Source organism: Streptomyces sp. NPDC045470 (assembly GCF_040646595.1).
GTDB lineage: Bacteria > Actinomycetota > Actinomycetes > Streptomycetales > Streptomycetaceae > Streptomyces.
Genome location: NZ_JBEZAN010000001.1, coordinates 1,424,772 through 1,446,834, shown reverse-complemented (window position 1 = coordinate 1,446,834; position 22,063 = coordinate 1,424,772). Strand labels below are relative to the sequence as shown.

Annotated in this window: 12 protein-coding genes; 5 read left to right on the top strand and 7 right to left on the bottom strand. The window is 74.5% G+C overall.

Annotation, left to right across the window (positions count from 1 at the left end):
* Positions 1-159 precede the first annotated feature (159 nt).
* The 3 genes from AB0A97_RS06185 to AB0A97_RS06175 all read left to right on the top strand — a co-directional run bounded on the left by AB0A97_RS06185 (position 160) and on the right by AB0A97_RS06175 (position 5,493).
* Complete coding sequence (locus tag AB0A97_RS06185) at positions 160-3,138, top strand: bifunctional glycosyltransferase family 2 protein/CDP-glycerol:glycerophosphate glycerophosphotransferase (protein WP_361145015.1); 2,979 nt, start codon at positions 160-162, stop codon at positions 3,136-3,138.
* A complete protein-coding gene (locus AB0A97_RS06180; protein WP_361145012.1) occupies positions 3,125-4,279 on the top strand; it encodes a glycosyltransferase in 1,155 nt (384 codons plus the stop codon). Before AB0A97_RS06185 ends, AB0A97_RS06180 begins: the two co-directional genes overlap by 14 nt.
* 68 nt (positions 4,280-4,347) lie before the next feature.
* Positions 4,348-5,493 (top strand): glycosyltransferase, encoded by a 1,146-nt coding sequence (locus AB0A97_RS06175; protein ID WP_361145010.1) that lies wholly within the window; start codon positions 4,348-4,350, stop codon positions 5,491-5,493.
* Positions 5,494-5,541: 48 nt separating this feature from the next.
* Here the strand turns inward: AB0A97_RS06175 and galE are convergent, their stop codons facing one another.
* Positions 5,542-6,519, bottom strand: a complete 978-nt coding sequence (gene galE / locus AB0A97_RS06170; RefSeq protein ID WP_361145007.1) for a UDP-glucose 4-epimerase GalE — start codon at positions 6,517-6,519, stop codon at positions 5,542-5,544.
* Between the two features lie 165 nt (positions 6,520-6,684).
* Complete coding sequence (locus AB0A97_RS06165; protein WP_361145005.1) at positions 6,685-8,334, bottom strand: glycosyltransferase family 2 protein; 1,650 nt, start codon at positions 8,332-8,334, stop codon at positions 6,685-6,687.
* A gap of 344 nt (positions 8,335-8,678) precedes the next feature.
* Between AB0A97_RS06165 and AB0A97_RS06160 the strand changes: the two genes are divergently transcribed.
* Positions 8,679-11,045 (top strand): bifunctional glycosyltransferase family 2 protein/CDP-glycerol:glycerophosphate glycerophosphotransferase, encoded by a 2,367-nt coding sequence (locus AB0A97_RS06160; RefSeq protein WP_361145003.1) that lies wholly within the window; start codon positions 8,679-8,681, stop codon positions 11,043-11,045.
* An 18-nt stretch (positions 11,046-11,063) separates the two neighbouring features.
* On the opposite strand, the gene AB0A97_RS06155 is transcribed toward AB0A97_RS06160, so the two are convergent.
* From AB0A97_RS06155 to AB0A97_RS06135, 5 genes are all read right to left on the bottom strand, one after another.
* Positions 11,064-12,047 carry a class I SAM-dependent methyltransferase gene (locus tag AB0A97_RS06155; RefSeq protein ID WP_361145001.1) on the bottom strand — a complete coding sequence of 328 codons (984 nt, stop codon included), beginning with the start codon at positions 12,045-12,047 and terminating at the stop codon, positions 11,064-11,066.
* Positions 12,048-12,308: 261 nt separating this feature from the next.
* A complete protein-coding gene (locus AB0A97_RS06150; RefSeq protein ID WP_361144999.1) occupies positions 12,309-13,190 on the bottom strand; it encodes a carbohydrate ABC transporter permease in 882 nt (293 codons plus the stop codon).
* A complete protein-coding gene (locus AB0A97_RS06145) occupies positions 13,187-14,539 on the bottom strand; it encodes a sugar ABC transporter permease (RefSeq protein WP_361144996.1) in 1,353 nt (450 codons plus the stop codon). The genes AB0A97_RS06150 and AB0A97_RS06145 overlap by 4 nt, the downstream gene beginning before the upstream one ends.
* A 100-nt stretch (positions 14,540-14,639) precedes the next feature.
* A complete protein-coding gene (locus AB0A97_RS06140; RefSeq protein WP_361144993.1) occupies positions 14,640-16,025 on the bottom strand; it encodes an ABC transporter substrate-binding protein in 1,386 nt (461 codons plus the stop codon).
* A 280-nt stretch (positions 16,026-16,305) separates the two neighbouring features.
* Positions 16,306-19,746 carry an FtsK/SpoIIIE domain-containing protein gene (locus AB0A97_RS06135; RefSeq protein ID WP_361144990.1) on the bottom strand — a complete coding sequence of 1,147 codons (3,441 nt, stop codon included), beginning with the start codon at positions 19,744-19,746 and terminating at the stop codon, positions 16,306-16,308.
* A gap of 477 nt (positions 19,747-20,223) precedes the next feature.
* On the opposite strand from AB0A97_RS06135, the gene AB0A97_RS06130 reads away from it, so the two are divergent.
* Complete coding sequence (locus AB0A97_RS06130; protein WP_361144987.1) at positions 20,224-22,002, top strand: serine/threonine-protein kinase; 1,779 nt, start codon at positions 20,224-20,226, stop codon at positions 22,000-22,002.
* Positions 22,003-22,063 lie beyond the last annotated feature (61 nt).

Genomic DNA, 22,063 nt, shown 5'->3' with positions numbered 1-22,063 from the left:
CGAGAGTCCTACGGTAAGCCAAATGTCCGCAATAATGCGGTTTGACAAGAGTGAGGTGCGGCGGCGAACGTGCGCTCGTACGCCGGTCGACGGCGTGCCGGGCCGGTCGCTGGCCAAGGTAGCTTTGGGATCCCGCAGCGCTATGAAAAGAGGATTGGGGTGCCCGTGCCTGACGTCTCCGTAGTCGTGATCGTCTATAACGACGCCGACCGGCTATCGACGGCCGTCCGGTCCGTACTGGACCAGACGCTCCACGGAGTCGAAGTTCTGATCGTCGACGACTGCAGCACGGACAGATCCTTCGACGTGGCCCGGCAGCTCGCCGCCGCCCACCCCGACCGGGTGCGGGCGCTGCAACTGCCGGAGAACAGCGGCGGCTGCGGAGCGCCCCGCAACCACGGCGTCCAGCACGCCACCGGCGCGTACGTGATGTTCCTGGACAGCGACGACGTCCTGGAGCCGAACGCCTGCCGCAACATGCTGGAGGCGGCCGAGCGCACCGGCGCCGACCTGGTCTCCGGCATGTGTGTACGGGTCGAGGTCGATTCCCGCAACAAGAAGCGGACCGAGTGGTATCCCTGGCTGTACTCCCGGACCCGGACGATCGAATCCATTTCCGAATTGCCCGACCTGCTGGTCTTCGACACGCTGTCGACCAACAAGTGTTACCGGCGTGAATTCCTCCTGGAGGCCGGGCTCGTCTTTCCCGTAGGCATCCACTACGAGGACCTGCTCTTCTCGGCCCAGGCGTACGTGGCGGCCCGGCGGATCACGCTGATCCCCAACCACGTCTACTTCTGGAACGTGTTCGAGAAGGCCGCCACCAAATCGATCAGCAACCGGCGCCACGAGATCGCCAACTTCGCGCACCGCATGGAGATCCACCGCCGGGTGGACGAACTGCTGGAGCGCGAGGGGCTGGACGACCTCAAATTCCACAAGGACGTCAAGTTCCTCAAGCACGACCTCGTGCTGCATCTGCGTGATCTTCCGCTGCTGGACGAGGACTACCGCCGCGAGTTCGCCCGGATGGCCAACGGCTATCTCGCCGGTATCGCCCCCGAGGCGTACGAACGCGTCCAGCGCATTCAGGCGATCTGCGCCTACCTCCTGGCCCGGGAGGACTGGGCGAATTTGATGCCCGCGGTGGACACACTGATCAACCGCGACAAACTCTCCGCACCGCTCGCCGAACGCGACGGCCGGATCTACTGGTGCGCCGAACACCTCGACGACCCCGAGGGCCGCCGGGTCCTGGACGTCACCGACGCCGGCTACCACACCCGCTCGGTCGGCAAGCTGTTCCTGCGCAACCAGCTCACCGCCTACGAGGACGACGGGCAGGGCACCGTCCGGCTGGCCGGCACCGTCGTCAACCCGCTCGGCAAGGTCGCCCCCGGCACCCCGCTGCGCGGCCGGCTCGAACTCAAGGCCCGCCGCAAGAGCCTCCAGGCGTTCTCCTTCCCGCTGACCTCCCTGCGCATCGCGGCGGACGGCCTGCACTGGGACGCCGAACTGGACCTCGCCCGCCGGCTGCGCCCGCTCGGCATGATCGACGCCGTCTGGGACGTCCGGCTGATCCTGGAGGCGGACGGCGTCACCACCCGCACCCGCCTGACCGTCGGCGGTGTCGACCTCGACAGCGCCCACGCGCTGCGGGTCCGCCCCCGCCTCACCCGGCTGGTCTCCGACCGCGTCGAGCCCGCCACCTCCAAGCGCGGCCACCTCACCTTCGTCCTGGACGCCCGGGGCAAGGCGGCCCGCCGCGCCAACGAGGTGCTGCGGCAGGCGCTGCGCAGCCCCGCGGCCGACCTCGCCAAGAGCGGGGTGCGCAAGGCCCGCAAGGCCCAGCGCGACCTGAACTCCGGCGAGACCAAGCTGCGCGTCTACCACGAGGTGTTCAGCAAGCTGCCCGTCCGCAAGGGCCTGGTCGTCTTCGAGAGCCACCTCGGCAAGCAGTACAGCGACAGCCCCCGCGCCATCTACGAGGAGATGCGCCGCCAGGGCGTCGACTTCGAGGCCGTGTGGTCCTACGACGGCAGGAAACCGGAGGGCTTCCCCCAGGACGCCACCCTCGTCAAGCGCTGGAGCTGGCAGTACCTGCGCGCCCTCGCCCAGGCCGAGTTCTGGATCGACAACCAGGGCTTCCCGCTGCGCCTGGTCAAGCGCCCGGAGACCACCTACATCCAGACCTGGCACGGCTCCGCCCTCAAGCGCATGGGCTTCGACGAGCCGCGCATGAAGCTCAAGACGCGGGCCGCCAAGGCGGACTTCCAGAAGGTCCTGGACCGCTTCGACCACTTCCTGGTCCGTTCCGAGCACGACGTACGGACCCTGGCCGGCGCCTTCCGGCTGCGCGACGAGGTGCTGCTGCGCAGCGGCTACCCGCGCAACGACGCGCTGGTCGCGACGCGCCGCGCCGAGGAGGCGGGCGGCGTGCGCGAACGCGGCCCGCTCGCCGAGGAGCTGGGCATCGGCGCGGACAAGACGGTGCTGCTGTACGCGCCGACCTTCCGCGCCAACCCCAACGGCTCGGTCCGTGGCTTCGAACTCCCCTTTGACGTGGACGAGTTCGCCGAGCGCTTCGGTGACCGCTTCGTGCTGCTGATGCGTTCGCACTACCTGAACAACGTGGTGCTGCCGCCCTCCGTACGCGGCAAGGTCATCGACGTCACCGGGCACCACGACATCACCCCGCTGCTCCAGCTGGCCGACGGCATGATCACGGACTACTCCTCCGTGATGTTCGACTACGCCCTGCTCGACCGGCCGATGCTGTTCTTCGCGTACGACTACGAGGAGTACGCCAACGAGGCGCGCGGCACCTACTTCGACCTCAAGGAGAAGGCACCGGGCCCGGTGCTGGGCACGGCCGAGGAGCTGTTCGCGGCGATCGAGGGCCTCAAGGCGGCGGACGACGGGCACCGGGAGGCGCGGCGCCGCTTCACCGCCGAGTTCGGCGAGTACGACCAGGGGGACGCGGCCCGCCAGATCGTCGGCCGGTTCTTCGGCGGCGACACGGGACGCGCCGCGGACAGCGGCCCGGCGCTCGGCGACGCGCTGCCCGGCCCCACCGTCATCACCGGCTCCGCGCACAGCGGTTCTTCCGTGAAGGGGGAAGCCCATGACCGGGCGTGACATCTTCATCGTCAACAACAACGTCGACGAGATGGGCGGTGTGACCACCTGGTCCCACCAGATGGCCCGGCTCTTCACCGGGAGCGGCCACCGGGTGCACGTCATCGGCGTCGTACCGGCCCCCGAGGAGCTGCGCGCCGACCTCGGCGACGACCTGCCGTACGCCACCACGACCCTGTACGACGCGCACCCGCCCAAGGCCGTGCCGGCCGCCCGCGGCATCAAGGGGCGCCTGAACATCGCCGAGCAGCGGCGCCGTGCCGCCCGCCAGGCCGGTATGCGGGAGCAGGCGGACAAGCTCAGCGCGCTGTTCCGCGGCGCCCGGCCGGGCGGCGTGGTCATCGTGACGCAGGTGTGGGCCATGGAGTGGGTGGCGCTCGCCGACACCGCGGGCCTGCCGGTCGTCGGCATGACCCACGAGTCCTACGACGCCTGCCGCAACTCCTCACGCTTCGGGCGGGTCAAGAAGTACTACAAGGACGTGGACCGGCTGCTCGCGCTCACCCGCGAGGACGCCGACCGGTGGATCCGCCAGGGCATGGACAACGCGGACTTCCTGCCCAACCCGCTGCCGGTGACGCCCGAGGTGCCCTCCGACCGCACCGCGAAGGTCGTCGCCAGCATCGGCCGGCTCTCCGACGAGAAGGGCGTCGACCTGCTCCTGGACACCTGGGCCCTGGTCGCGCCCGATCACCCGGACTGGACCCTGCGCATCTACGGTTCCGGCGACGACGAGGACATCCTCAAGAAGCAGGCCGCCACGCTCGGGCTGAACGGCTCGGTCGCGTTCATGGGCCGTACCGACGACGTGGCCGGTGCGCTGCGCGGCGCGTCCGTCTTCGCCCAGTCCTCCCGGGCGGAGGGCTTCCCGCTCTCCCTCATGGAGGCGATGGCCAGCGGCGTGCCGTGCGCGGCCTTCGACTGCGCGCCCGGCGTCCACGAGATCGTGCGGGACGGCGAGGACGGCCTGCTGGCCGTGGTCGGCAACACCACCGAACTGGCCCGCCACATCGACGCGCTGATCTCCGACAAGGAACTGCGCGACCGGCTCGGCACGGCGGCGCGGGAGAACGTCCAGCGTTACTCGACCGACCGCATCCTGAAGCGCTGGGAGGATCTCTTCGCCCTGCTGGAGCGCTGAGGCACCCTGGACGGGCCGGCCCCGCACCCCGCGGGCCGGCCCGTACCGGATGACGGAAGAGGCACACCGTGGCAGCAGACCGTCCGCCCGCCCCCGACGGCCGGGGCCCGCGCGACCCGGCCGTCTCCGTCGTCGTACCGGTGCACAACACCCGGCGCTACCTCGCACAGTGCCTGGGCTCCGTCTTCGCCCAGAGCCTCGGACCGGACGCCGTCGAGGTGATCGCCGTGGACGACGGGTCCGACGACGGCAGCGGCGCCTGGCTGGACGAACAGGCCCGTACGCACCCGAACCTGACCGTGATCCACCAGCCGCCGTCGGGCGGCGCCGGCCGGCCGCGCAACGTCGGCATGGACCGCGCCCGCGGCCGGTACCTCTTCTTCCTCGACTCCGACGACCACCTCGGCACCGAAGCCCTGGAACGGCTCACCGCCCTGGCCGACACCCACGGTTCGGACCTCGTCTACGGGCGCATAGTCGGCACCGGCGGGCGCCCGGCCCCCGTCGACCTGCGCACCACCAGCCCCCGCGTCACGCCCTGGGACTCGCCCGTCTACTGGACGCTGGCCGCCTACAAACTCTTCCGCCGCTCCTACGTCCAGGAGCGCGGACTGCGCTTCGTCGAAGGACGGCTGCTCGCCGAGGACCTGCCCTTCGGCATCCGCGCCCTGCTCGGCGCCGACACCGTCTCCGTCCTCGGCGACTACGACTGCTATTACCTCCAGGGCCGCGACGACGACTCCAACGCCACCCGCCAGGACCTCGACTGGCCCGAGCATCTCGGCTACATCGCCACCGTGCTCGCGCAGGTCGCGGAGCTGGTGCCGCCGGGCCCCGAGCGGGACACGCTCATGGTCCGCCACTTCCACGGCGAGATCCTCGCCCAGTTCGCCGCGCCGTACCTCGCCCGGGACGACGAGGGGCGCCGCGCCATGGCGAAGGCCGCCCGCCCGCTGGTCGAGTCCTACCTCACCGACCGGGTGCTGGCCGCCCTCCCGCCCCGGCTGCGGCTGCGCGCGCACTGTCTGCGCGAAGGGCTGGTGGACGAGCTGACCGCGATCGTCCACGCGGACACCGGGCGGGAGTCGGGGCCGCCGGTGGCCGGTGCGGACGGCCGGGAGTACGCCGCGTACCCGTACTTCCGCGACCCGGAGCGCGGCATTCCGGACGACTGCTACGCACTGCGGCCGGCGGGCCCCGCGGAAACGGCCTGAAAAGGCGTACGCCCCCGGCGGCACCGGGGGCGTACGAAGGTGCCCGGGTCAGGCGCCGGCGCGGTGGTGCTGCCAGCCCTGCCAGGCCGAGGTGATCATGTCGCGCACGTCGTGGCGGGCCTTCCAGCCCAGCTCATCGGCGATCCGGTCGGCGGCGGCGACGACCCGGGCCGGGTCGCCGGGACGGCGCGGGGTGACCTCGGCGACGGCGTCGGTGTGACCGGTGATCTCGGTGATCAGGTCGACCATCTCCTTGACGGAGACGCCCTCGCCACGGCCGATGTTCAGGGTCAGGTCGCGCACCGGGCCGGGCTCGGCGAGCTTGCGCGCGGCGGCCAGGTGGGCGTCGGCGAGGTCCGCGACATGGATGTAGTCGCGGATGCAGGTGCCGTCCGGCGTCGGGTAGTCGTCTCCGAAGATCCGCGGGGACGCGCCCTCGGTGAGCTTCTCGAAGACCATCGGGACGATGTTGAAGACGCCCATGTCGGCCAGCTCGGGGGTGGCGGTACCGGCCACGTTGAAGTAGCGCAGGCACGCGGTGTTGATGCCGTGCGCCTTGCCCGCCGCGCGCGCCATCCACTCGCCGACGAGCTTGGTCTCGCCGTACGGGTTGATCGGCGCGCAGGGGGTGTCCTCGGTGACCAGGTCCACGTCCGGCATGCCGTAGACGGCCGCGGAGGACGAGAAGACGAACTGGCCGACGCCGCCCGCCGCCATGGCCTCCAGCAGCGTCTGCAGACCGTGCACGTTCTCGCGGTAGTAGTGCAGCGGCAGCTCGACGGACTCGCCGACCTGCTTCTTCGCGGCGAGGTGCACGACACCGGTGATGCCGTGCTCGGCGATGGTCCGGTCCAGCAGCTCGCGGTCCAGGGTGGAGCCCACCACCATCGGCACGCCCTCGGGGACCCGGGCGGCCACGCCCGTGGAGAGGTCGTCGAGCACCACGACCCGCTCGCCCGCCTGCGTCATGGCCCGTACGACGTGGGCGCCGATGTAGCCGGCGCCGCCCGTGATCAAGTAAGACATCTCGCCATCCTAAGGGGGTCGTTGCTCGTCGGGTGGTGCGGTGCGGACGCCGGCGGGCGGCGTCCCGGGGGTCGCGCCGGCCGGATCCGGCGCGCTGACCGGGGCCGTCGCACGGCCTCCGCCGAGCCGGGCCCGGCCGTCGCCGGCCGGGCCGCTGTGACATGACTAACGAGCGCGCCCGCCGCCGCGACGCAGCTTGCGGGCCGCGATCTGCCACGCGGTACGCATACCGGACGCCATCCGCAGCGCCAGCGCGCCGCCGGTGGTCGCGTACGGCTGCGCCAGCAGCAGGCCGTGCCGGGCGCTGGGCAGCGCGTGCCGCCGCAGCCCGGGGCCGGTGGCCCGCAGCGCGGCGTGCAGGACGGAGCCGTCCGCGCAGCGCACCCGGGCGGTCAGGTCCCACGGCACGGGGGTGCCGGAGCCGCTGTCGCCGCGGACGACCAGGGCGCCGAGGTCGAGCGCCGTCTCCGCCGTCCACGCCTGTCCGGACGGATCCGGGGTGAGGGCGGCGGTGTGCACGGGCCCGCGGCGGCCGTCCGCCCGGCGGCGCAGCTCCACGTCGATGCCGACCGGCCCGGCGGCGGCCACCCGCCCGTACAGCTCGTGCACGCGCAGCCGCAGCAGGGAGCGGGTGCCGAGGACGGGCTCGGCGTCGACGGTCACCGGCAGCCGGTCGGCGGGCAGCGCGTCCAGGCCGTCCAGTTCGGCCCCGGGCAGGCCGGACGACCACACGGGACGCCCGCCGTCCCGCGCGTACGGCGGCAGCAGCCGTCCGGGGCGGGCCGCGAGCTGGGTGAGCCGGGCGGAGTCCACCGGCGCCTCGGAGGCGAGCAGGACCCGGGCGAGCCAGCGGGCCGGGGCGGTGGCGGCGAGCAGTTCGCTCTCCTCGAACCCGGCCAGGTACGCGCGGGTCAGCCGCCACCACTCCTGCCGGTAGTCCGCGCCGCGGGTGTGCAGCTCCCGTACGTACATCCGCAGGTCGTGGTCGAGGAACTTGGTGCGCGCCGCGTGCGCGAGGCCCTTGTGCCCGGCGTCGGCGAAGATCCGCACGCTGGTGCGGTGCGCCTCGATGCGGGACTCCCAGTTGGCGACGTCCTTGCGGTCCAGCGAGATCGACTGCTTCTTGGCGCTGCGCCGGACGTGCCAGACGTACACCTCGTCGGGGACCACCGCGAGGCGCGGGGCGGCGGCCAGCACCCGGGAGGTGAAGACGAAGTCCTCGTAGGTGAAGCGGCCGTCGGGGAAGAGGATGCCGTGGTCGAGGAGGAAGGCCCGGTCGTAGAGCTTGTTGACGCACAGGGTGTCGCCGACCAGCTCGGGGTGGGCGGTGACGGGAGCGAGCAGCGCGGGCGCGCGGTAGAGGTCCGGCTGCCAGGGCACCTCGCGCGGCCCCGGCAGCTCGCGGCGTACGCACAGGCCCGCCGTCACCGGGGTGTCGTGGCGCAGCGCGGCCCCCAGGAGGGCGTCGACGGCGCCCGCGGGCAGCACGTCGTCGCTGTCCAGGAACATCACGAAGCGGCCGGTGGCGGCCCGCAGCCCGTCGTTGCGGGGCGTACCGCAGCCGCCGCTGTTGTCCTCCCGGTGGATCACCCGCAGCCGTGGGTGCTCGCGCGCGAGGTCGTCCAGGACCCGGCCGGTGCGGTCGGTGGAGGCGTCGTCGACCGCGATCACCTCGGCGATCGCGTCCCCCTGCGCCAGCGCGGAGCGCACCGCCTCGCCGACCAGCGTGGCGTCGTTGTAGGCGATGACGACGATGCTGACCTGCGCGGACGGCGTGAGGGCAGGCCCCGGCCGCGGCTCTGGGGCTTCATTCACAGTCACTACATCTACATTTCGTGTCGGTGTGGTCGGCGCCGGAGGGCCGTGGCCTGCTCCTCTGCACCGAGGCCGCAAGCCGGCCCGCGGTTGCGTGCGCGCCCCTGCTCCGGGCCATCTTGCCGTCCCGCGCCCCGCGGCCGGGCGCGGGCCCCCGCCGTCCGCCGTGCGCGACCCCGCCGCCGGCGGTCCGTGGCTACCGCTCAACTCGCCCCGCGGCGGCGGGTCACCGGCCCTGGGCCGAACGGGTGACAGGCGCGATCGACACTGCGTAGCGCCGCGATTACGCTCTGCGTCCGTTCCTTCGCGCTCTCGGTCCCGCGAGCCCCGACCTTGGGATGGCCATGCCCCGGTTCAGCGTCATCGTCCCCGCCCGCGGCGTCCAGGGCTTCCTGCGCGCCTGCCTGGACTCCGTACTGGAGCAGTCCCACCGGGACGTGGAGGTGATCGCCGTCGACGACTGCTCGGCGGACGCCACCGGCGCGATCATCGACGAGTACGCGCACCGCGACCCGCGCCTGACCGCCCTGCACCAGCGCCGACCGAGCGGCGCGGGCCCGTCCCGCAACGCCGGTGCCGCGCTCGCCCGCGGCGACTACCTGCTCTTCCTCGACGGCGACGACACGCTGGCCCCCGGCGCGCTGGCCGCCGTCGACGCACGGCTGCGGGCGTGCGGCGAGCCGGACGTCCTGCTGTGGGACCACGAACGGATGGACGTCTGGGAGCGGCGGCGGCCCAGCGGCGACGGCGCCTTCCTGGAGGCGGTGGGGGACACGGTGTTCGACGCCGTGCAGTGCCCCGGCGTGCTCGGCGTGGAGCCCGCCGCGTGGAACCGGGCGGTGCGCCGCGAGCACTGGACCGGCCGGGGCCTGGCCTTCGCCGACGGCCCGTACGAGGACGTCCCGTACGCGTACGAGAGCCTGCTGACCGCCGGGCGCGTCGCGGCGCTGGACCGGGTGTGCGTCACCTGGCGCGAGCGGCGGCGGGGCAGCGCCGTCACCACACCCGGGCGCCACCACTTCGTCGCCGTCGAACGCTACGAGGAACTGTTCGCCCGGCTCGACGGCCTGCTGCCGGGGGAGCGGGACGGGGGCCGGGCCGGAGACGGAGATCGGGCCGGAGACGGCGGCGGTGCCGAGGGCGGGGCCGGTGCGCAGGCCGCGGCGGGAGACGGCCGGCTGCCGCCGCGGAGCGTCCTGCACGCCCGGATGACCGACCGGCTGCTGGCGATCCTCGACGACCCCGACCGCGTCGTGCCCGCCGACCGCGCCGCCTTCTTCCGCGCCGCGAGCCGCTGCATCCGCGCGCACCGGCCGGACGGCGCGCCGCTGCCGGCCGCGCTGCGCTCGTACCGCGCCTACCGGTCGCTGCACGGCGCGCAGGTGCTGCGGCGCGAGGTGGCCAAGGAGCTGCGGGACCGCGGCGAGGCCGCCGCCCGCTCGGCCTTCCGGCGCTACTACGGCCTGCGGCTGCACACCCCGCTCGACGCCGACCTGGTGCTCTACGGCGCCCGCGGCAACCGTGCGGTGACCGGCAACCCGTACGCCGTCGACCGCAAGGCCCGCGAGATCGCGCCCCAGTTGCACGGCGTCTGGGCCGTCCACCAGGACGCGGTGGACGCCGTCCCGGCGGGCGCGGACCACGTCACCGTCGGCTCCCGCCGCTACTGGGAACTGCTGGCCCGCGCCGCCTACCTGGTCACCGACGGCGACTTTCCCGGCGCGGCCGGGCGGCCGGGACAGATCTGCCTCCAGACCCACCAGGGCACCCCGCTGAAGGCCACCGGCCTGGACTCGCACCGCTACCTGGGCACCACGGCGGGGCCGGGCCCCGGCCGGGCCCTGGAACACGCCGACCAGTGGGACTACTGCCTCTCCGCCAACCAGCACTCCAGCGAGATCTGGGAACGCGCCTACCCCAGCTCGTACGAGACGCTGGCCACCGGCTTCCCCCGCAACGACCGGTACGCCACCGCCACCGCGGCCGACGTCCGCGCCGTGCGCGCCGCGCTCGGTGTCCGGCCTGGCGCGACCGCCGTCCTGTACGCGCCCACCCACCGCGACCGGCGGGACGGCGCCGTCCCGCCGCTGGACGTGGCCCGTCTCGCCGCGGCGCTCGGCCCGCGCTTCCAGCTCCTGGTCCGCGCGCACCCGTACAGCGGCCCGCACCAGGGCGCGGACCCCGGCACGGCCGCCCTCCAGGAGGCGGGCGCGGTCCTGGACGTTTCCGGCCACCCGCACATCGAGGACCTGTGCCTGGCCGCCGACGCGCTGCTGTGCGACTTCTCCTCGGTCCTGTTCGACTACGCCAACCTCGACCGGCCGATCGTCGTGCACACCGCCGACTGGGACGCCTTCCGGCTCACCCGCGGCGTCTACGTCGACCTGCTGTCCGGGCGGCCCGGCGACACCCCCGGCGTCCTCGCGGCGGACGAGGCGGACATCGCCGGAGCCTTCCACTCGGGGCGCTGGGACGGCCCGGCGGCGGCGTCGCTGCGGGCCGCCTTCCGCGAGCGCTTCTGCCAGTACGACGACGGGCTGGCCGCGGAGCGCGTGGTGCGCCGGGTGCTCCTCGGCGAGGACGACCTGCTGCCCCTGCTGCCGCCCGGCGAACGCCGTACCGCCCCGTCGCCCCGGGCCGCCGAACGGGCCGCGGCCCGGCAGGACGGCGCCAGGCGCACCCTCACGGGGCCCGGCGCGGTCGTCGGGTGACGGCGGGGCAGCGTGCGCTCAGCGGGCCGCCAAGCGGCGGCGGGCGGCGACGACGGCCTTGGTGATGAACGGCGGCAGGACGTTCACCGCGAGACGGCGGGCCGGACTCCGGCGGGCCCCGGCGGCGGCCGGACGGGACGCGGCGACGCGGACGGGCGTCCGCGCGCCGGAGGCGGGAGAGGCGGAGGGGGCCGCGGCAGCCGGGGCGGCGTCGCGCGAGGCTTCCGTACGGTGGCGGGAGACCGGGTGCGCGGGTTCCTTGGCGCTCTTGGCGCTCAGCCGGATCAGCGGCGCCCCGTTGACCTCCTGCACCTCGTGCCACACCCCCTCGCGGCCGGTCAGCCACGCCAGCAGCGCCGCCTGTACGGGCGCGGGGTCGCCCCAGGTGCCGTAGAACTTGGTCGGCGTGATGCAGATCGGACGCAGCGCCAGGCCGGTGACCGCCTGCCAGGTGGCGGCGGCCACCCCGGGGCAGTGCTCGGCGCGGAAGTCGTCGAGGACGACGACGCCCTGGGGCGTGAGCAGGTCGCGCACCGTGACGATGTCGCCGTGCACATGCTCGTACAGGTGCGAGGCGTCGATGTGCGCGAAGCGGCAGCTCCCCGGCTCGACATGCTGCGCCACGCTGGAGCTGAGCCCCTGCACGATCTCCGGCAGCTCGTCGTGGAAGGCCAGGTAGTTCGCCTCGAAGGCGCGGCGCGTCAGTGTGGCGTAGGACTTCGCCATCTCCTTGGAGTTGGAGGCGTCCTCGGCGGGTGAGTCGAACAGGTCGCAGACCGTGAAGCGGTCGCCGGGGCGCAGCCGGGCGCCGAGGAAGATGGCGCTCTTGCCCAGGTACACGCCGAGTTCGAGCAGGTCGCCCGGCTCGGCCCGGTCCTCCTGGCGGGCCAGGAACCAGTCGAAGAGCAACTGGTCGGCGGTGAAGAACCAGCCTTTGACGTCGGCCAGCCGCCCGGGGCGCGGGAGGTGTCCGTCACTGAGGTCTGCGGTGCGGGCAGTCATGTGCGGTCCGTCTCCAGACGGTCGAGGGGGTCGGGCCCGTGCGGCGCGCGGCGGCCCGCGCCGCGGCGGCCGTACCCGCCGTCGGCGTGCCCGTCATCGTGGGGCAGCAACGTGAACGGAAAGTGGCGCACGGCACAGCGTTCCCTTACGCCACCGCGCCCCGTTCCCGTACTGCCCCGCCCGTTCCCGTACCGCCCCACGCCTGTTCTCCCGTACCGCCCCGCGCCTGTTCCCGTACCCTCCGGCACCCGCCGGGCGCGCTCACTTCACCGCGCCCGCCATCACCCCGGAGACGAACTGCCGCTGGAAGGCGAAGAAGACGACCAGCGGGACCACCATCGACAGGAACGCCCCGGGCGCCAGCACGTCGATGTTGTTGCCGAACTGCCGTACCTCCTGCTGGAGCGCGACCGTGATCGGCGGGTTGCCGCTGTCCGCGAAGATCAGCGCCACCAGCAGGTCGTTCCACACCCACAGGAACTGGAAGATGCCCAGCGAGGCGATGGCGGGCCCGCCCAGCGGCAGCACCACCCGGGTGAACAGGCGCAGTTCGTTCGCGCCGTCCAGCCGGGCCGCCTCCAGCAGTTCGCGCGGGATCTCGGCGAAGAAGTTGCGCAGCAGGAACACCGCGAAGGGCAGGCCGAAGGCGGTGTGGAACAGGATCACACCGGGCGTCGTCTCGAACAGCCCGACCGCGCCGAACAGCTCGGCGACGGGGATGAGCGCGACCTGCACGGGCACGACCAGCAGGCCGACCACGACCATGAACCACGCGTCGCGGCCGGGGAAGTCCATCCAGGCGAACGCGTATCCGGCCAGCGCCCCGATGACGACCACCAGCACCGTCGCCGGGACCGTGATCAGTGCGGTGGTCAGCAGCGAGTCCATCACCTTGGCGTTCTCCAGGAGATGGCCGTAGCTGGACCAGGTGAGCTGGGCGGGCTCGGCGAACACCTTCCACCAGCCGGTCTCGCCGATGTCCTGCGGCGAGCGCAGCGAGGACACCAGCAGGCCGACCGTCGGCATCAGCCAGAACAGCCCGGTCAGGATCAGCACGACCCGCAGGACGCCGCCGCCCGTGCGGGCCGCGATCCGGGCGGGCAGCGACTGCTTGGCCCGTACGACACCGTCGGCGGTCGTCATCGCCCGCGCTCCTTCCGTAGGCGCCGGAGATTGACGTACATCACCGGCAGGACGAGCAGCAGCAGGAACACCGCGATGGCGCTGCCGATGCCCTGGTCCACATCCGTGCCGAACGACGACTGGAAGAGCTGGAGCGCGAGGACGTTGGCGTCCTTGAGGCTGGAGCCCGGCGCGATGATGTAGACCAGGTCGAAGATCTTCAGCACGTTGATCATGAGCGTGACCAGCACGACGATCAGGACGGGCGCCAGCAGCGGCACCGTCACCCGGCGGAAGACCTGCCACTCGTTGGCGCCGTCCACCCGCGCCGCCTCCAGCAGCTCCCGCGGCATTCCGGCCAGGCCCGCCGCGATCAGCACCATCGCGAACCCGGCCCACATCCACACGTACGCGCCGATGATGGCCGGGGTGACCAGGGCCGGGCCGAGCCAGTTCACGCCGTTGTACGCCTCGGCGAAGTTCGCCGCCGGCAGCCGCAGCAGGGCGCCGTCCGCGACGGCGGGCAGGGTGAACCGCCCGTCCGGGCCGGTGGTCGTGCTCGCGACGGTCCGGCCGTCCTTGACCGCCTCGACGGTCAGGCCGGGCAGCCCCTTCTCGGAGCGGTCGATGATGTTCGCGGTGCCGCCGCCACCGCGGGTGAAGTCCAGCCAGGCGGTGCCGGTGACCTTGCCCGGCTCCGGGCGCGCGGCCGTCGCCGGACGGGCGTCGCCCAGGTCGGCGGGCTGGACGGCCACCAGCGGCAGGTGCGCCGGGTCGCCCGCGCGCACCGGCTCCTTGGTGGTGTACGTGCCGCCGGACGCGGTCAGCCCGGCGGTGGGCCGCGGCTTGGCGCCCGGGTACGGCGCGGGCTCCGCGAAGGTGTCGTGGACGCCGACCCACACGGCGTTGGCGACGCCGCGCTCCGGGTCCTGGTCGTACACCAGCCGGAAGATGATGCCGGCGGCCAGCATCGAGATCGCCATCGGCATGAAGACGACCAGCTTGAAGGCGGTGCCCCAGCGGACCCGCTCGGTGAGCACCGCGAAGATCAGACCGAGCGTGGTGGCGACGGTGGGGGCCACCACGACCCAGATGACGTTGTTCTTCAGCGCGGTACGGATCCGCTCGTCCGAGAACAGTTCGACGTAGTTGCCCAGGCCCACGAAGCCGTCGCCGGACGTGTCGAACAGGCTCCGGTAGACCGAGAAGCCGATGGGATAGACGACCAGCGCCCCGAGCAGGACGAAGGCGGGCAGCAGGAAGACGGCGGCGACCCAGGGGCGGGTGCCCGCCACACTCTTGACCCGGCTCAGCGTGCCGGTACGCGGACGGACCGGGCCGGCCGGCCCGCCCGCGGTCGCAGCGTTCATGGTGGTGTCCCCCGGTCGATGCGGTCGGCGGCGGTGCGCACCGTGGGTGCGCTGCGCGGCGGCGGGCCGGCGCGGCCCGCCGCCGTACGGACGCTCCGGGTCAGGTACCGAACGCCTTGGCGGCGTCCCGCTCCAGCTTGTTCTGGGTGCCCGCGACGTCCTTGGGGTTCTTCAGGAAGTCCTGGAGGTCCTTCCACTCGCCCTGGCCCGGCTTGCCGCCGAAACTGGCCGGCGCCTGGTCGGACATGTCGAAGCGGAAGTCGTCGCCCGCCTTGATCAGCGCCGCGGCGATCTCCCGCATCGTGTCGTTGGCGTACGCGGCCCGGTCCAGCTCCTTGTTGGGGGAGATGAACCCGCCGGCCTGCGCCCAGATCTTCGCGGCGTCCGTGGAGGCGAGGAAGGTGAGCAGGGCCTGCGCGCCCTTGGTGTCCTTCAGGGCCACCGCCGCGTCGCCGCCGGTGACCACCGGCGACCGGGAGCCCACCGCGGGGAACGGGAAGACCTTGGCGTCCTTGCCGACCACGGACTTGGTCTGCGCGATGTTGGTGGCGGCGTAGTCGGCGGAGGAGACCATGGCGGCCTTGAGCTGGTCGCCGCTGAAGGTCTGGGTGACCGAGGTGGGGAACTGGGTCTGCAGCGCGCCGCTGTTGCCGCCGGCCAGCAGCCCCGGCGTGCCGAAGAGGCGGCCCAGCGCGGTCAGCGCCTTCGTGACGGACGGGTCGGTCCACTTGATCTTGTGCTGGGCCAGTTGGTCGTACTTCTCCGGACCGGCCTGGGAGAGGTAGACGTTCTCGAACCAGTCGGTCAGCGTCCAGCCGTCCGCGCCGCCCACCGAGACCGGCTCCACCCCGGAGTCGGCGATGGTCTGCGCCGTCTTGAGGAACTGCGCCCAGTCCTTCGGCTCGCTCACCCCGGCGTCCTCGAACGCCTTGGTGTTGTACCAGATCAGCGACTTGTTGCTGGCCTTGTAGTACACGCCGTACTCGGTGCCCTCGTACGCCCCCAGCTTCCGCCAGCCCGGGGAGAAGTTCTTGGCGAGCTGCTCCTTGGCGGCGGCTCCGAGCGGCTTGAGCCAGCCCTTGCGGGCGAACTCCCGCAACACGCCGACCTGCGGCGGGAACGCCACGTCCGGCTGCCCGCCGCCGGCGATCTTCGAGCCGATGAAGCCGGCCATGTCGTCGCCGCTGGGGATGTAGTCGACGGTCGCGCCGGTGCGCTTCTCGAACTCCTCCAGCACCTTCAGGAAGCTCGCCCGCTCCGGGCCGGTCCACACCGCCGCGACCTGGAGCTTCTGGCCGGTCAGCTTGGGGAGCTGGACGGAGACGCCGCCGCTGCCGCCCTTGCCGCTGCCCTTGTCCTTGCCGCCGTCGCCACCGTCGCCACTACAGGCGGTCAGCGTCAGCGCGCCCGCCGCGGCAAGTGCCAGGGCGGCGCGAGTGGTTGCGGTGACGCGCGCGCCGGCGCGCCGTGTGCGTGAAGTGCCCATCCCCGTAAGCCCCTCCCGTGCGGTGCACCGAGCGCCGAGTGGCGGTCCGCGCCGTGCGACGGTCCGCCGGGCACAGTCCTACGCCCGGAGCACCGGCCCCGCAATACCGCCTCCCGCCCCAACTGGCCTTTCGTGACCGGCCCGTTACCCCTCGCGTACACCTCACGATCGTGCCGCGCACGGCAGCCGGAGCCGCGCGCGGACGCCTGGGCGCCGGTGGCCGGGCGTGCCGGGCCGGGCGTGCCGGGCCGGGACACCGGCTGCGGGACAGGCGACGGGGTCAGAGCAGCGGCGGGGCGGCGGGCGCGCCGGAGGACTGGGCGGCCCGCTGGAGGGCGCTCGCCAGCAGCGCCAGGTCGGTCGGCCCGTTGCCCAGCTCGCGCAGCGGGCGGCGGGCCGGCGGATCGCCCATCCGCTCCCACTCCAGCGGTACGACCGTGGGGCGGAGCGTGGACGTACGGGGTATCCGTCCGGTCACCCGGCCGGCCTGGAACGGGGTGACGGAGGAGTCCGCCGCGCGGTGCAGCCGCCCGCGCCCGGGCGGCACCGGCTCGGCCGCGTCCGCCGCCGGGCCCAGCTCCACGCGCAGTCCGGCCGCGCGGTCCGTGGCCGTATCGGCCGTACGGTCCGGGTGGCCGGTGGCCGCTATCAGGTGCACGCCGAGCGCCACACCGTCCCGGGCCACCGCCTCCAGCGCCCGCACCACCGAACCGGCCGCCGGGCGGCCCGTACTGCCCAGCGCCGGGGCGACCAGCGCGTCGAAGTCGTCGACCAGCACGAACAGCCGGGACAGCGGCGCGGCCTGCGGCGCCGGCGACTCGCCACCGCCCCCGGAGGCGCTGCGCGCCCGCAGCCGCAGGGTGCCCGTCGAGGTGGTGTCCCGCTCGGCGGCCGGGGCGCCGGACGGGCCCTCGCCGGGGCGGCGGGGCGCCGGGGTGCGCGGGTCCGGGAGGTGCCGGGCCCGCCAGTCGGCGAAGTCCGTGCCGGCCAGGGTCTCGGCGCGCCGCTTCAGCTCGGAGCTGAGCGCCTGCGCGAACTGCCGCATCCGCACCGGGTCGGAGGCCGTCAGATGGGTGGTCACGTGCGGCAGGTCCGTGCACAGCAGCAGGCCCTCGCCCCGCTCCGGACCCGCGCCGTCCACCAGGACGAGGGAGAGCAGGTCCGGGCGGTCCGCGGCGGCGAGCGAGGCGGCCAGCGAGCGCAGCAGTTCCGTCTTGCCGCTGCCCGGGCCGCCGGTCACCAGCAGATGGCAGGCGTCGGTGGCCGGGTCGGCGCAGAGCGGCCCGCGCGGGCCCGCGCCCAGCACGGCGGCGGCGCCCGCCCGGCCGGGGTCCGAGGCGGCGGCCCAACGGGCCATCAGGGAGGCCGGGGTGGCCCGCGCCAGGCCCAGCTCGTCCAGCAGCCGGGAGGTGTCCGGCAGCGGTACGGCGGCGCTGCGCGCCGGGCGCCCGCCGAGGCCGTCGCCCGTGTCCGCCTCGCGCAGCGGCGCGAGGGCGCGCGCGAACCGCTCGGCCCAGGCGCCGGAGACCGCGTCGACCGCGGCGACCGTGCCGTTCGGGCCGGAGCCGGGCTGGACGACGCGCAGCGCGGTGGCGACGTCGCCGCTCAGCACCGCGACCGCGCCGCACTCGCCGAACGCGGGCGACGCCGCGCGGGCCGCCTCGTACGTCGCGGCCAGCGGGAAGGCCGGGGTGGCGGCGGGCGTCTCGGCCAGGCACAGCACGTGGATGCCGGCCGCCGGGCCGTTCGCCGCGAGCCGGGCCGTCGTCTCGCGCAGCGCCGGCGAACCGGGGTCGCCGTCCACGATCAGGAGGGTGTACGGGCCGTTGTAGCGCGCGGCGGCGGAGGCGACGGCGGCGCGGTCGGCACCGGCCCAGTGCGGGCCCAGCGGGCCGTCGTCGAGGCGGCGCGCCAGCTCGGCCGTACGGGCCGTCGCCTGCTCCTTCTCGTACGCGAGCAGCAGCCGGCAGTCCTGGGCGTGGGCCGGGCGCACCTGGGGGAGCCAGCCGAGCCAGGACCAGTCGGCCAGCCGGTCCTCCAGGGACCGCGCACGGTCCGTGCTGACCAGCACGATCTCCAGGGTGGCGGGGGAGTGCAGGGCGGCGAGCTGCGCGACGGCGGCGCGCGCGAGGCCGTCGAGCCGGGCGCGCGGCCCGGCGAGGCCCAGGGCGCCCGCCTTGCGCAGCTCGACGGTCACCGGCGCGGCGGTCCGGCCGCCGTCCTGCGGGGCCGTGCCGAGCCGGACGGTGAGCGCGTCCGGGTGGTCGGGGCCGCGCTCCCAGAGCCGGGGCCCGGGGCCGAGCGCGGTCAGCAGCACCGTGGCCGGGTCCGGCCACCGCTCGTCCGCGGCCTCGGGGCTCAGCCACCCGCCGGCCGGCCCGTCCGCCCGGTCCGCCGCGCCGGACGCCGCTGCCTGCGACTGCCGCTGCTGCTCCTGCCACACGGTCGGCGCGGGGGCGGGGCCGCTTCCGGCGCGCCCGTCGGCCGGCCGGGCGCCGGTCAGCCGGCGGGCCCAGGCCCCCAGGCCGCCCCGGCGCGCGGCCTTGGGGGCCGGCTCCTCCTGGCGCGGATCGTGCCCCTCGGCCGGGGCCAGAACCTGCCCGTCCTGTCCGCCGCCGTGGGTCGGCTCCGAACCGGCGCCGTCCGGGCCGTACGGCGCGTAGTGCTCCTGGGGGCTGCCGGGGTACGGGGTGCCGCGCAGCGGGGTGCCGCGGCGCGCCGGGCTGTCGTACGCGGCGGGCAGCTCCTCGGGCGGCCGCGGGTCGCCGTACGCGGCGGGGGTGCGCGGCGCGGAAGTGTGCGGAGCGGGGGCGGGGGCCGTGACGCTCTGCGTCGCGAGAGGAGCGGCGGGGACGCTCTGGTGCGGCACTCCGGGGCGCCGGGAGTCCTGCTGCGGCACTCCGGGCCGCCGGGCGTCCTGGTCGTGCGCGGCGGACCGCGCGCCGGGGACGGCGGGCGCGCCGGAATGCCCGGCGCCCCGGCCTCCCGGGGCGGCGGCGTCCTGCTGGGAGACGCGCAGCCGGCCCTCGCCGTCGGGCGCGCACACCAGGGCGGGGTCGGGTTCGGCGGGCGCGGCCTGGAGGCGCAGCGCGGACTCGCCGATGCGCAGCAGCGCACCGGGCGGCAGCGGCACCGGGCGCTCGCCGACCTCGGCGCCGTCGACGGCCGTCCCGTTGGTCGAGCGGAGGTCGGCGACCAGCACCGCGCCGTCCGGTTCGACCGTCACCGCGCAGTGCAGCCGGGAGACGTCCGGGTCGTCGAGGGGCACGTCCGCCTCGGCGGAGCGGCCGACGCGGATGGCGCCGCCCTGGCCGCCGTGCAGGAGGTGGACGCCGCCGGCGTCCGGCCCGGAGACGACCCGCAGCCGGGGCGCGCCGTGCGGCAGGCCGTGCGCCGGGGCCGGGCCGGGGGCGCCGAGGGAGAGCACCGCGCCGTCGATCAGCGGGGGTTCGCCGACGGCCGCGCGCTGCGGGTCCAGCCGCTCGCTGCCCGCGTACAGCACGACGGGGCCGCCGGAGCCGCCGGCGGCGGCACCACCTTTGCCGCTGCCGCTGCCGGCGCTGGTGCTGCTGCCGATGTCCGCGCCGGACCCGGCCACGGCGGCCGCGAGGCCGCCCGCGACCGTGGCGAGCGCCGTCCCGGCGGGGGCCGTGACGAGGACGTCGCAGGCCCGCGTGGGGTGGCCGCTGCGCGGCCCGAGGACGGTCAGCCGGATCTGCATCGCCGTCAGCGGTCCCTTCCGCCCGGACCGTTCGGCAGGGGCCCGGTGACCTCCCCCGCCGCGCCCGGACACTCGGCACGTACAAGTCCCTGGGCGCGGGGATCGTGCTCCCGCGCCGCACGCGCGCGACGGAGGCCCCGCACCCCCACCGCTTCCGTGCTGGGTGCATCCTCGCACCTGCCACTGACAACACGCCCGCCGACCATCACTCAGTGATCTTGATCGGTCGTCCCCGGGCGGAAAAGCACCTGATCGAGCACCGCGAACGGCCGGTTTTCGATCATCGGTGTTCGCTGTTCGGCCTGACGTGGACACCGAGTACGGCGCGCTCGCAACCATCCGTCCTGAATGCGCGTCTTTCCCCCGAGCCCCGCCCTATCGTCCCGCCGTACGGCCCGTACGGCGGCACTACAGTGGGGCGACGGGCCGCTGCGACCCACCGGCCCGGCAAGGATCGATCACGACCAGGGAGCGCACGTGCGGCCGGTAGGCAGCAAGTACCTGCTTGAGGAGCCGCTGGGACGCGGCGCCACGGGCACCGTCTGGCGTGCCCGTCAGAGGGAGACGGCCGGAGCCGAGGCCGCGGTGGCCGGGGAGCCCGGCGAGACGGTCGCGATCAAGGTCCTCAAGGAGGAGCTGGCGCACGACGCGGACGTCGTCATGCGCTTCCTGCGCGAGCGCTCGGTGTTGCTGCGGCTCACCCACCCGAACATCGTCCGCACCCGCGACCTGGTCGTCGAGGGCGATCTGCTGGCCCTGGTCATGGACCTCGTCGACGGCCCCGACCTGCACCGCCACCTCCGCGACAACGGCCCCTTCAGCCCCGTCGCGGCCGCTCTGCTGACCGCCCAGATCGCCGACGCGCTGGCCGCCAGCCACGCCGACGGCGTGGTGCACCGCGACCTGAAGCCCGCCAACGTCCTGCTCAAGGGGACCGGCGAGGGCGACACCGCCGAGCTGCACCCGATGCTCACCGACTTCGGCATCGCGCGCCTCGCGGACTCGCCCGGCCTGACCCGCACCCACGAGTTCGTCGGTACCCCCGCCTACGTGGCGCCGGAGTCCGCCGAGGGCCGCCCGCAGACCTCCGCCGTGGACATCTACGGCGCCGGCATCCTGCTGTACGAGCTCGTCACCGGCCGCCCGCCGTTCGGCGGCGCCAGCGCCCTCGAAGTGCTGCACCGCCACCTCAGCGAGGAGCCGCGCCGCCCGTCCACCGTCCCCGAGCCGCTGTGGACGGTCATCGAGCGCTGCCTGAGCAAGGAGCCGGGCGAGCGGCCCAGCGCCGAGAACCTGGCCCGCGCGCTGCGCACGGTCGCCGCGGGCATCGGCGTGCACGCGAGCCCCGCGCAGGCCGAGGCCGCGCTCGGCGTCGCCGCGCTGCTGGCGCCGGACCCGTCCCCCGCCACGGTGCCCGGTACCGGCACCGGCGGTACGGGCGACGCCGACCCCACCCAGGTCCTGCCGTCCACCGGCGGTTCCTACGACCCGGCGGCGGCGACCAGCGTGCTGCCGTCCACCGGCGGCCAGGGCGCGCCCGGCGGCCCGGACGCCGACCCCACTCAGCTCCTCTCCTCCTCCGGCCCCGGCGGCCAGGACCAGGGCCAGGGCCAGAACCAGGGCCAGGGGTACGGCCCGAACGGCGCCGACCCGACCCGCGCGATGCCTCCCGTACCGCCGGGTCCGCCCGGTGGCCGGCCCGAGGGCCCGCACCCGTGGGAGTCCCAGATGCGGGCCGCCCGGGACCGCAACGAGCAGACGCAGTACATGGACCCGGGCCAGGACCCGCTGCGCCGCCGCCCGCAGCGCCAGCCCGCGCAGCCGCAGCAGCAGCCCCAGCAGCCGCCGCAGTACCAGCAGCCGCCGCCGCAGTACCGGCAGCAGGCGCCCGCGCCGTACCAGCAGCAGGCCCCCGCGCCCTACCAGCCGCCGCAGCGCCAGCCCCAGCAGGCGCCGCGCCGGCAGCAGCCGCCGCCCCAGCGCTACGAACCGGAGCCGCCGCCCCGGGAGCGGGAGCCCCGGCCGCGCCGCGAGCCCCGGCAGCGCAGCGCCAACCCGATGCGCATCCCGGGCCTGGGCTGCCTGAAGGGCTGTCTGTTCGTCCTGGTGATCCTGTTCGTCGGCGGCTGGGCGGTCTGGGAGTTCTCGCCGCTCCAGGAGTGGATCGGCACGACCAAGGGCTACTTCGAACAGATCGGCGACGTCATCGGCAGCGTCCGGGACTTCTTCAACGACGTCGGCACCTGGTTCAAGTGACGTCCGGTTCCCGTGCCGCCGGTGGCCTCCGGCGGCACGGGACGGCCCCGGCGCGCCCGCC

Excerpts from the sequence above, each read along its gene's own strand:
- AB0A97_RS06180 (WP_361145012.1), top strand. The coding sequence starts at position 3,125 with ATGACCGGGCGTGACATCTTCATCGTCAACAACAACGTCGACGAGATG.
- galE (WP_361145007.1), bottom strand. The coding sequence starts at position 6,519 with ATGTCTTACTTGATCACGGGCGGCGCCGGCTACATCGGCGCCCACGTC.
- AB0A97_RS06160 (WP_361145003.1), top strand. The coding sequence starts at position 8,679 with ATGCCCCGGTTCAGCGTCATCGTCCCCGCCCGCGGCGTCCAGGGCTTC.
- AB0A97_RS06155 (WP_361145001.1), bottom strand. The coding sequence starts at position 12,047 with ATGACTGCCCGCACCGCAGACCTCAGTGACGGACACCTCCCGCGCCCC.
- AB0A97_RS06150 (WP_361144999.1), bottom strand. The coding sequence starts at position 13,190 with ATGACGACCGCCGACGGTGTCGTACGGGCCAAGCAGTCGCTGCCCGCC.
- AB0A97_RS06145 (WP_361144996.1), bottom strand. The coding sequence starts at position 14,539 with ATGAACGCTGCGACCGCGGGCGGGCCGGCCGGCCCGGTCCGTCCGCGT.
- AB0A97_RS06140 (WP_361144993.1), bottom strand. The coding sequence starts at position 16,025 with ATGGGCACTTCACGCACACGGCGCGCCGGCGCGCGCGTCACCGCAACC.
- AB0A97_RS06135 (WP_361144990.1), bottom strand. The coding sequence starts at position 19,746 with ATGCAGATCCGGCTGACCGTCCTCGGGCCGCGCAGCGGCCACCCCACG.